10 protein-coding genes and 1 pseudogene are annotated in these 9,831 nt (G+C 71.0%); 4 read left to right on the forward strand and 7 right to left on the reverse strand.

Annotated features, from left to right (window positions below):
• Positions 1-83: 83 nt before the first annotated feature.
• Both ACTWJ9_RS15015 and ACTWJ9_RS15020 read right to left on the reverse strand, forming a co-directional pair.
• The gene (locus tag ACTWJ9_RS15015; protein ID WP_443295839.1) at positions 84-977 is read right to left on the reverse strand and encodes a prohibitin family protein; all 894 of its coding nucleotides are present in this window, start codon (positions 975-977) and stop codon (positions 84-86) included.
• A 202-nt stretch (positions 978-1,179) separates the two neighbouring features.
• On the reverse strand, positions 1,180-1,569 hold the full coding sequence (locus tag ACTWJ9_RS15020) for an ArsR/SmtB family transcription factor (RefSeq protein ID WP_387040009.1): 390 nt from the start codon (positions 1,567-1,569) through the stop codon (positions 1,180-1,182).
• A gap of 95 nt (positions 1,570-1,664) precedes the next feature.
• Here ACTWJ9_RS15020 and ACTWJ9_RS15025 point away from each other — a divergent pair, with 95 nt between their 5' ends.
• A complete protein-coding gene (locus ACTWJ9_RS15025; RefSeq protein WP_443295840.1) occupies positions 1,665-3,650 on the forward strand; it encodes a heavy metal translocating P-type ATPase in 1,986 nt (661 codons plus the stop codon).
• 211 nt (positions 3,651-3,861) lie between these two features.
• Here ACTWJ9_RS15025 and ACTWJ9_RS15030 read toward each other — a convergent pair.
• Positions 3,862-4,107: pseudogene (locus ACTWJ9_RS15030) on the reverse strand (hypothetical protein); the annotation flags it as partial.
• A 152-nt stretch (positions 4,108-4,259) separates the two neighbouring features.
• Here ACTWJ9_RS15030 and ACTWJ9_RS15035 point away from each other — a divergent pair.
• Both ACTWJ9_RS15035 and ACTWJ9_RS15040 read left to right on the forward strand, forming a co-directional pair.
• Positions 4,260-4,481 (forward strand): hypothetical protein, encoded by a 222-nt coding sequence (locus ACTWJ9_RS15035; RefSeq protein ID WP_279334731.1) that lies wholly within the window; start codon positions 4,260-4,262, stop codon positions 4,479-4,481.
• A gap of 1,158 nt (positions 4,482-5,639) precedes the next feature.
• Positions 5,640-6,944 (forward strand): cation:proton antiporter, encoded by a 1,305-nt coding sequence (locus ACTWJ9_RS15040; protein WP_279334732.1) that lies wholly within the window; start codon positions 5,640-5,642, stop codon positions 6,942-6,944.
• Between the two features lie 139 nt (positions 6,945-7,083).
• Here the strand turns inward: ACTWJ9_RS15040 and ACTWJ9_RS15045 are convergent, their stop codons facing one another.
• A complete protein-coding gene (locus ACTWJ9_RS15045; RefSeq protein ID WP_279334733.1) occupies positions 7,084-7,362 on the reverse strand; it encodes a hypothetical protein in 279 nt (92 codons plus the stop codon).
• A gap of 252 nt (positions 7,363-7,614) precedes the next feature.
• On the opposite strand from ACTWJ9_RS15045, the gene ACTWJ9_RS15050 reads away from it, so the two are divergent.
• Positions 7,615-7,749 (forward strand): hypothetical protein, encoded by a 135-nt coding sequence (locus tag ACTWJ9_RS15050; protein WP_279334734.1) that lies wholly within the window; start codon positions 7,615-7,617, stop codon positions 7,747-7,749.
• Between the two features lie 32 nt (positions 7,750-7,781).
• Here ACTWJ9_RS15050 and ACTWJ9_RS15055 read toward each other — a convergent pair whose 3' ends face one another.
• From ACTWJ9_RS15055 to ACTWJ9_RS15065, 3 genes are all read right to left on the reverse strand, one after another.
• On the reverse strand, positions 7,782-8,234 hold the full coding sequence (locus ACTWJ9_RS15055) for a DUF5615 family PIN-like protein (protein WP_279334735.1): 453 nt from the start codon (positions 8,232-8,234) through the stop codon (positions 7,782-7,784).
• Complete coding sequence (locus ACTWJ9_RS15060; RefSeq protein WP_279334736.1) at positions 8,231-8,872, reverse strand: DUF433 domain-containing protein; 642 nt, start codon at positions 8,870-8,872, stop codon at positions 8,231-8,233. Before ACTWJ9_RS15060 ends, ACTWJ9_RS15055 begins: the two co-directional genes overlap by 4 nt.
• A gap of 365 nt (positions 8,873-9,237) precedes the next feature.
• Positions 9,238-9,780 carry a Pycsar system effector family protein gene (locus ACTWJ9_RS15065; RefSeq protein ID WP_279334737.1) on the reverse strand — a complete coding sequence of 181 codons (543 nt, stop codon included), beginning with the start codon at positions 9,778-9,780 and terminating at the stop codon, positions 9,238-9,240.
• Between the last annotated feature and the right edge of the window lie 51 nt (positions 9,781-9,831).

Consider the following 9,831-nt stretch of genomic DNA (forward strand, 5'->3'; position numbering starts at 1 on the left):
GCTTCGTCTGCGTGACTACCGCTTCCCGGGGAGAACGAGGGGTGCGGGCCCGGTCGTACCTCCCGTGCGGTCCGCGGGAGGGATCAGTTCCGGCGGCTGCCGTCCACGATGACCGGGGTGCCGTTGCCCGAGCCGCAGGGTACGGCGTAGACCGGGTTCTCCTTGGCCGCTTCCCTGTACGCGTCGATGCACTGGTTCGTCAGGACCTTGTCGGTCAGGGAGTCGTCGAGGATCTCGTTGGCGCGGGCGATGCCCTCGGCTTCGATCTTGCGGCGCTTGGCCTCCTCCTCCGCCGTGCGGGTCGCCTCGACGGCCCGCTCGGTGGCCTCCTTCTGCTGGATCTTGCGGTCGATCTGCTTCTGGAGGGAGTCCGAAGGCTTGACGTTGCGCAGGTTCACGGCGGTGATGTCGATGCCGCGGGGCGCGAGTCGCTCCTTGACCAACGTGCCGATCTCCGCGTTGATCTCCTCCCGGGCCGAGGCATAGCCCTGCTCGCTGGTGTAGCGGGCGAAGACGTTCCGGACGATCTCCCGGCTGTCCGGGTAGACCAGCCGCTGCTGGATGGCCTCCTCGCTCCCTGCCAGCCGGTACAGCTCCGCCGCCTTGCCCGGGGTGACCGCCCACTTCACGGTCACCTCCGTGTACATCACACCCCCCTGGGAGGACCGCACCTCGACGACGTCCTTGTCGGAGAGGTTGAGGTCGACCGGACGGGTCGAGAAGGGCGTGACATCGGTGAAGGGCGACTTCAGGTGCATCCCGGACGTCATCGGCGCACCCACCCGGCCGAACGTCACCGGCACCCCGACCTCGTAGGCACTGACGACGTACACAGTGCTGGCTATGCCGGAGAGCACGCTGCCGAGCAGTGCGGCGCCGGCACCCAGCCGAAGCCGGAGCCGGAGCGAGCTCTTGGCGCGGGCGGCGAAGAACATCACCCCGGCGGCGACGGCGAGCAGAACTGACAGTACGAGCACGGTGGCTCCCCCCTGAGAGATCCTGAGCAGCACCCCCCGGCACCGCTTGCCAGCGGAGGATATGACACCCGATGTGCGGGGAGAACAGCGGCCTTCACCTGTTCCGACGGCAGCGAGTGCCCCCACTCGCGCCGGACTCTTCAGGCCCGTCACCGGCATGGCGCCGCCGCCCGGAACGCCGGCCGCGCCCTTGCTCCCCGGGTCAGCCGGACGTGGCATCCTCCGCGCCGTCCGCGTCCGTGGCGTCGTTGAGCCCGAGGCGCAGGTGCTCGATGTGGTGGACGGCCTGGTCGAGGAGTTCGGCGACATGGTTGTCGTAGAGCGCGTAGATCACCGAACGGCCCTGGCGTCGGCCTACGACCAGGCCGAGGTTGCGCAGCAGCCGTAGCTGATGCGAGCAGGCGGACTGTTCCATGCCGACCTCGGCGGCGAGTTCGGTGGCGGCGCAGGGGCCTTCCCGCAGGCGGGAGAGGATCAGCAGGCGGGAGGGGGTGGCCAGGGCCTGGAGGGTGGTGGCCACCCGGGCAGCACTGTCCGCGTCCAGGCGGGTGCGCGGGACGGCGTCTTTGGCGGGAGCTGCTCCATGACCCATGCCGGCCATCATACAAGCGATACTTGAACAGCTCTTCATATGTACCTGTATGGTGATTGCGTCGATCCGTTCCGCCCTCCGAAGGGTTCTTCGTCATGCCTCCCACCCTGACCGAGCGGCCCGCGCCCGCCGCGACCGCGCCCCCGGACGCCGCCCCGCGGCGGCGGACCCGGCTCCTCGCGCTGCCCGAGGTCCGCTGGGCCGCAGCGGCCACGGTGCTGTTCCTGCTCGCGCTCCCGCTGCAACTGACCGGCGCGCCCGCCTGGACCTGGGGCGTGCTGTACGCGCTCGCCTACCTCGCCGGCGGCTGGGAACCCGCGCTGGCCGGACTGCGGGCGCTGCGGGAGAGGACCCTCGACGTCGACCTGCTGATGATCGTCGCGGCGCTGGGTGCGGCATCCGTGGGCCAGGTGATGGACGGTGCCCTGCTGATCGTCATCTTCGCCACCTCCGGCGCCCTGGAGGCCCTCGCCACCGCGCGCACCGCCGACTCGGTGCGCGGCCTGCTCGACCTCGCCCCGGCCACCGCGACCCGGCTGCGCGCCGACGGCGCCGACGGCGCCGAGGAGACCGTGCCCACCGCCGACCTCGCCGTCGGCGACACGGTCCTGGTGCGGCCCGGCGAGCGGATCGGCGCCGACGGCCGGGTACTGAACGGGGCGAGCGAGGTGGACCAGGCCACCATCACCGGCGAACCGCTGCCCGTCGCGAAGGAGCCCGGCGACGAGGTGTTCGCCGGCACCCTCAACGGCACCGGCGCACTCCGCGTGGAGGTCGAGCGGGACGCCTCCGACTCGGTGATCGCCCGGATCGTTCAGATGGTCGAGGAGGCGTCCGAGACCAAGGCGCCGACCCAGTTGTTCATCGAGAAGGTCGAACAGCGCTACTCGGTCGGCATGGTGGTGGCCACGCTGGCCGTGTTCGCAGTGCCGCTCGCCTTCGGCGCAGCGCTGACCGACTCGCTGCTGCGGGCCATGACCTTCATGATCGTCGCTTCGCCGTGCGCGGTGGTGCTGGCGACCATGCCGCCCCTGCTGTCGGCGATCGCCAACGCCGGGCGGCACGGCGTGCTGGTGAAGTCCGCCGTGGTGATGGAGCGTCTGGGCCAGGTCGACGCGGTCGCCCTGGACAAGACCGGCACGCTCACCGAGGGCACGCCGCGCGTGACCGACGTCCGGCCGCTGCCCGGATCCGGTGGGGGCGAGGCGGAACTGCTGGTCCTCGCCGCGGCGGCCGAGCACCCCAGCGAGCACCCGCTGGCCCGCGCCGTCGTGGACGCCGCCCGCGCCCGCGGTCTCGCCCTGCCCGTCGCGGAGGACTTCACGTCCACGCCCGGCGTCGGAGTCACCGCCACCGTCGACGGCCGCAAGATCGCGGTCGGCGTCCCCGCCCGGCTGCTGTCCGGCGCCGAGGACGCGCACACCGCCGTCGCCGCCGACCTGGAGGACGGCGGGCGCACCGCGGTCCTGGTGGTGGCCGACGGCGCGCCGGTGGGAGTCCTGGGCATCGCCGACCGACTGCGGCCGGACGCCACCGCCACCGTCGCCTCGCTCACCGCGCTCACCGGCCACGCGCCGACGCTGGTCACCGGCGACAACCCCCGTGCCGCCGCCCGCCTGGCCGCCGAGGTCGGCATCACCGACGTACGCGCCGGACTGCTGCCGCAGGACAAGGTGGCCGCGGTCAGGGAACTGGAGCAGGCCGGCCGCAGGCTTCTGGTCGTGGGCGACGGCGTCAACGACGCGCCCGCCCTGGCCGCCGCCCACACCGGCATCGCCATGGGCCGGGCCGGCTCCGATCTGGCCCTGGAGACCGCCGACGCGGTGATCGTCCGTGACGAACTGGCCACCGTGCCCGCCGTGGTGGCCCTCTCCCGCCGGGCCCGCCGCCTGGTCGTGCAGAACCTGGTCATCGCCGGCGTGTTCATCTCCGTCCTGGTCGTATGGGACCTGGCCGGCACCCTGCCGCTGCCGCTCGGCGTCCTCGGCCACGAGGGCTCGACCGTCATCGTCGCCCTCAACGGCCTGCGGTTGCTGCGCGAGTCCGCCTGGACCCGGGCCCGCGAGGAGAGTCTCCGCTGACCCGTTGCGCCCGCGCCGGCGGTGCCGTCGCCGCCGGACTGCTCCGACGGCACCGCCGGCGCGGGAGACGCCCCCGGGCAGCACGTGCGTGCGTACGCGGGCGCGCCTGCCGCCCGTCGATCCGTTCCCCGCCTGCCACGCCCAGGGCTTCGGCCGGCAGAGCCGGGGTGACCACCTCGGCCGGGGGGCCGTCCGCCGCCACTCGGCCGTGCCGCAGCAGTTCGGGGACGAGGTCCTCCCGCAGCGCGCAGCACGCACAGTCGTTCACCAGCGGTGCGTCACCGCTGCCCAGCAGACCGCCGGCATCGCGTACGGTGCGGTGCACCGCGCTGTCGGCGGCGGACGTCAGGTCGTGGTGCAGCGCGACCGAGCCGGGCACCGTGCGCAGGATCTCCTCGACGGCGGCCCGGCGGGCGTCGGCGTGCAACCCGCACCAAGCCCTTTTCGTCGTCCGCAGCGGCCTCCCCTTCCTGCCCTTTCCTGCCCTACAACGAAAATGTCCCTTACCAGGTCTCGAAACCGCAGGTCAGTGGCGTGACGCGGTCGTTCCCGTCTGGATCTGTGCCGACGGTCACAGCAAGCGGGGGACGCGTAGGCCCATACTGGGCCATGACAAAGCCTGCTGCACCGAAGCGTCGTCTGCCTACCAGCCCCTTCAAGGCCCCGGCCACACCGGCTCCCAAGCACTTCGCCATGGGCGACCAGGTCACACACGACGTGTACGGCCTCGGCCGGGTGATCGGCATCGAGGATGACATCGCGGTGCTCGTGGATTTCGGCTCGGCGCAGATGCGGATCCTGAGCCCGTACGCCAAGATGACCAAGCTGTAGGACCGCTGTGCCCGGTCACGGCACACCAGGACCCTTCGGGGACCTGTAACGAAAGAGAGACCTCCCATCGATCTGACATCGCTGTTCTCCGCCCCGGAAGGGCAACCCCGCTGCCCCACCGCGGCATCGCCGCCTCCGGCGACGAACCCCTTCCAGGCCCCGTCCTTCGGGGAGGACGACACCTTCCCGTTCGAGGATGCACAGGAGTCCGCCTCGGGCATGCGTGCGACGCGACCCGAGGCGGCTTAGTTCCACGAGTGACGGTGGCTTCGACAACTGGCCGCGGGCCGTCTCCGGCACTGCGGTGAGGAGTGCGGCCGTCTCGGTTTCCGTCTCGTTCAGCCCTGTTCACCGTCGTTCAGACGCGATCGTGCGCCGGCCCCCCTCCCGTAGCCGGGCCACCCACCGAAACAGGGGGAAAGCGTGCGCGTCAAGACACGCTGGATGTACCGGCCCGTGTGCGCGTGGAGCTCTGATGCTGCTTGCCATGCGCCCTGTCCCGGGCTGCGCGGTCACGCACGCTGCCACCTCCATCAAGGTGTGTGGACGAAACGTGGCCAGGCCGAACTGAAGAAGAAGGTGGGCAGGCGCCGCAGGAAGTGAGCCGGGGGCACGGGGTGAGCGTCTGACCGCGCGACAGCGCCAACGGGCAGCGGCGGTCTCGACGACGGGCGAGCACGGACACCGACGAGTCGTCCGCGCAGGTGAGAGCTGCACCGGTCCCGGACGGCGTCCCCGCCCAAGGCGCTTCGGGTGAGGAGGCCGTGGGGCCACATCCCGCCACCCCGACAGTGAAGCACCAGGTCAGGGGCCTGATCCGTATCGCGGGTCGGGCCCCTGACCTGGTACCGGGGGGACTTTCGGGAGCCGGCTTCGGACAGCGCTCACACCACCCACCGGTCCCGCCGCCCAGGTGGGTGCGGAGCAGGACGATGCCACCCACCATCCGGCGGTCGAAGAAGGCTGCCGCCGGTGACCGGAGTTCCCCTTCCCGGCTCCGCGTGCCGGGGCCGGGAGTCCCCGGCTCGACCGGCCCGACACGTAGAGTGAGCGGTCGTGTCACTGTGTGAGCATGGTGGGTGGCGTGGTCGGACATGTGGCGCGTCGTCCCGGCACAGCTGCCCGGGTGGTCACCCCGGTCCCGGGTGAGGAGTGCGGATGAGCCAGTGGAGTGTGGTGGTGGCCGGTGGCGTGGTCGTCGGCTACGGGGCGCTCTCGCGGCGGCTGTCGACGACGGTGCTGTCCGGGCCCCTGGTGTTCGTCGTGTGCGGGCTGGCGATCGGGCCTCCGGGCCTGGACCTGCTGAACGCGGACCGGGATCCGGAGGTCGTCCGGACGCTGCTGGAGAGCGCGCTCGTCCTTGTGCTGTTCACGGACGCGGCGGCGATCAGGATCGAGGACCTGCGCAGGGAGGGGTTCCTGCCGTTGCGGCTGCTCGTGGTCGGGCTGCCCCTCACGATGGTGCTGGGGTGGCTGGTGGCCTGGCCCCTCCTGCCCGGTCTGGGGGTGTGGGAGCTGGCACTGGTCGGCGTCATCCTGGCCCCGACGGATGCCGCGCTCGGACAGCAGGCTTTCTCCAACGAGCGGGTGCCGGCGCTGGTCCGAGGCGGCCTGGGCGTCGAATCGGGTCTGAACGACGGTCTGGTGCTCCCGTTCTTCGTGCTGGCGCTGGCGGCGGCGGGTGAGGCGGAGGGGCATCCGGGGGTCGTCGTGACGTTTCTGCGTGCGCTGCTGCTGAGCGGTGCGATCGGACTCGCCGCCGGTTGGGCCGGGGCGGACGTGTTGCGCCGGTCGGTCGCCCGGGACTGGAGCACTCCCGCATGGCGGCAGTTCCTGACACTCGCCGTTCCCGTGATCACCTACGCGCTGTGTACCGCGGTCGAAGGCAGCGGCTTCATCGGCGCCTGGGTCGCCGGTCTGGCCTTCGGAAGCCGGCTGCGTGGCGCGCCGTCAGGGCATGTCGCTCGTGCCGAAGGCCCGGGTGCCGCGCAGAGCGCGAAGTTCAGCGAGCGGCTCGGGCTCCTGCTCGCCTCGGTGAGCTTCCTGGTCTTCGGCGCGGTCATCCTGGGGCCGGCCCTTCAGCACCTGACGTGGCGGATGGTGGCCTACGCGCTGATCAGCCTGACCGCGGTCCGGATGCTGCCGGTCGCCCTGGCCATGGCCGGCACCGGTCTGCGGGCCGCATCCGTCGCCTACATCGGGTGGTTCGGTCCACGCGGGCTCGCCTCCCTGGTCTTCGGCCTGCTGGCCTTCGAGGAGCACCTGCCCGGGACGACGCAGCTGAACGGCGTCATCGCCGTGACCGTGGGGCTGAGCGTTCTCCTCCACGGCGCCACGGCCCCGTTTCTGGGAAACCGCTACGGCGACTGGTTCACCAGGACGCTCCGTACCGAACCGGGCCTGCGGGAGAACGCCCTCAGCGCCGACAACGCCCCGGGCGCGCGAGGCCCCCACAGCCCTTGACGAACACGGCGACTGCGCCACCCGTGGCGTTCGGGCTCGCCGAGGACGGACCCCGGGTCGTCCTGGACAGCCCCGCTCCGAGTGCTTCCGCAGGCGTCGGCGGGTGCAGCGGTTCTCCTTCCGCCCCTCGCCCGGTCGGCTAGGGGGCGAGCGACCCGTGCTGGTCGCCGGAAGCGGACTGCCAGGCCTGCATGCCCGCTCGGGACGCCTCCTTGGCCTGCCGCCATTTCATGGCCGCCTGCTGGGCCGGAGGCACGTCCATGGCGCGGACCATGCGCCGGCCTGCGGCGAACACGGCGACGGCCATGACGCCCATGCCGGTGCACGCCACCACGGCACCCGCCGCAGTGAGCACGGCACCGACCGTGACGAGCCGGGTGTCGATGTCGATCGAGTGCAGGGGCTGGTGATGGTTCATGACTCCACCATCCGACAGCAGGTGACCACCTGCATCCCGGGCAACGGCACAAGAAGCAGGAACGCCCCCGCACTGGTGGGCGCGGCCCCGGCGGCAGACGAGGGGGCGCCGGGGACCTGGGCCGGTGGCGACACGTGCCGGCGATCGTCGTGGTGCCGGGCATCACCACCGGCGCGGTCACCGCACGGGGGCCCCGTCCGGTGTGGGGGCCGGGTCCGGTGCAAGTCGCCGGGAACGCCGCCCGGGGCTACGTTGAAGCTGAACTTCCGGCTGCAGGCATCGCCGGAACGCCGCCTGGTGTTCGACAGCAACGACTTCGTCGATGTGCCCCATGCGCTCATCCATCACGAGCGCTACGTATCGAGCCCGGGCGGTCGGCCCGGCTGATGTCGGCGGCGCAGCCGTCGTACAGCCCGTGCTCAGCGACCTGGCCAGTGCTTCGGCGGCTCAACAGCGGGGTCCGTGACCTGCAATCGGCTCCGTCGGGAGGGATCGACGGCCGTAAGAGAAACGAGCAACTGCCCCTCTGCCTCCTCCAGCTCGGCCAGGGCATGCGGAAGCGCCGCACATACAGTGGCTATGGCGGTGCCGAGGCCGACCAGACCTCCGTGCTTGTTGTTCTGGCGGTACTGGATGCGATGGAGCCCCGATCGTGCGATCGCCTCGACTTCCATGGGCCGGCTCAGTTGCTTGACATCGTTGGTGATGATCGCTTGGAAGCCTTCAGCTTTGGCTTTCGCGTACAGCGCGATGTCCTTCGTGCCGGCCCAACCCGCCAGTTCGTGCACGTGCACCACGTCGTGCGCGGTCAGCAGGATGCGCACGATTTCGACCATGGGCCTGGGGACGTTCTCGTCGAGCAGCAGCTTCAAGCGGCGACCTGCTGAGAGCTGTCCACGTAGCTGTCCACATAGTCGCTGAAGTCGACCGCGTCACGTGCCGCCGCAGCACTGACGCCAGGGTAGAAGTCGCTGACCCGGTCCGGCGGAACGCCGTCCCGGACCAGTGCGGCCACCTCGGCCGCGGGGATCCGTGTCCCTTCGATGACCGGCTCACCGCCGCGTACGGCGGAGTCGACGGCGACGTGGTCACGCGGCTTCAGCAGGTCGGGGATGTGACGGCCGTCCTTGTAGAAGGGCGCAAGCACATCCACCAGCTGGTGGATGACCACGTTTCCGCCTCTGATCAGATCGACTGCCTGCTCAGGCGCCGCCAGATAGATCGTGTCCGGCCCCGCGACGAGAGCGTAGGCGGACAGATGCTCCCGCTCCCCCAGGTCTTCCCGGAGCGTGTCCACGGCCCTGCGGATCTTCTGCAGCGACGTCTCCTTGCGAAGCTTCACGCAGGCCCGCAGGGCCACCACGTCACGGAAGGAGTACAGGATGGGACGTGAGTCGGAGATCTCCGGCACAAGGAGCGCGCCCTGTTTACCGGAGGCACGGCGCCAGTGAGAGAGCTGTCGCAGCGTGGCGCCGGAAAGGGCTGCGGCCAGCTTGGGCTCGTACGACACCGCATTCCTCCTCTCCGTCCCCGCCGAATACGTGGCGACCGTACTTCATTCTCGCGCCTACCACCGAGATCGGGAAAGACAGGCCCCGTTCGGGGGGAAACGGAACCTGTCTCCGACCATCAGGCCATCGTCGTGGTAGTAGCGCGCGGGTGCAGGCCCCGGCGGACATCGAGCGCTGCTTTCCATGGGCTGTGTGGTCGCGATGCAAGCGGAGTCCGGCCGATCTCACCACCGGTACGGTCGACCGGCTGGACACCCTGGTCCGCGGCCGGATCGGACGCCTGCGGTACAGGCCCGCGACACTCGACGGCTTCGTGACCGGGACCGCAATCGGCCTGCCGCCCCCTGACCTCAAAGCACCGAAGTCAGTAAGCCGACGCTCCCGTCACTATGCCCAGCAGCGTGAGCGTGCAGAAGACCGTGCCCCAGGCCAGTGCGTGGCGTATGCAGCGATATTTGGTCCAGACGATCCGGGACAGGGTCGCCAGTTGGCTCAGGTCCCGGGACATGAGGTCGGTGCGGTGGACCGTTCGTTCCAGATGCGCGGCCGACACCGCGAGCCTCACGTCGCCGAAGTAGTGGGTACGGGAGTAGCGGGGGTTCCCGAGCCGTGGAGTCAGGGCCAGGCCCAGCAGGACGAGTGCCGGTACGCAGGCGGCGCAGCCCACCCAGAGGAGGAGCTGCGGGACGACGGCGTACTGCCGTGGGGCGACGACGCCGCTGCCGATCGCGCCGAGCAGGGCGGTCAGGGCTGCGCCCAGGGACGCCAGCATGAGGCCGGCCTTGTTGTCGGCCCTCATGAGCTCCTCACGGACCTCGGTCAGCAGGACCCTGGCGACTTCCGTCCTCCGCTCGGCTGCGGTGTCGATGTCCGGGGCCATGTCGGCGTCGTCTCCGGGTGTGGTCATGCTTCCCCTCCGTTCCGTCGGTGTCAGGCGGCCGCCCGGCGTGCGGGGCGG

The sequence above is a fragment of the Streptomyces sp. GDS52 genome (genome assembly GCF_052246875.1).
Classification (GTDB): domain Bacteria; phylum Actinomycetota; class Actinomycetes; order Streptomycetales; family Streptomycetaceae; genus Streptomyces; species Streptomyces cathayae.

Coding starts and splice junctions, on each gene's coding strand:
- ACTWJ9_RS15020 (WP_387040009.1), bottom strand. CDS start 1,569: ATGGGTCATGGAGCAGCTCCCGCCAAAGACGCCGTCCCGCGCACCCGC.
- ACTWJ9_RS15025 (WP_443295840.1), top strand. CDS start 1,665: ATGCCTCCCACCCTGACCGAGCGGCCCGCGCCCGCCGCGACCGCGCCC.
- ACTWJ9_RS15035 (WP_279334731.1), top strand. CDS start 4,260: ATGACAAAGCCTGCTGCACCGAAGCGTCGTCTGCCTACCAGCCCCTTC.
- ACTWJ9_RS15040 (WP_279334732.1), top strand. CDS start 5,640: ATGAGCCAGTGGAGTGTGGTGGTGGCCGGTGGCGTGGTCGTCGGCTAC.
- ACTWJ9_RS15045 (WP_279334733.1), bottom strand. CDS start 7,362: ATGAACCATCACCAGCCCCTGCACTCGATCGACATCGACACCCGGCTC.
- ACTWJ9_RS15065 (WP_279334737.1), bottom strand. CDS start 9,780: ATGACCACACCCGGAGACGACGCCGACATGGCCCCGGACATCGACACC.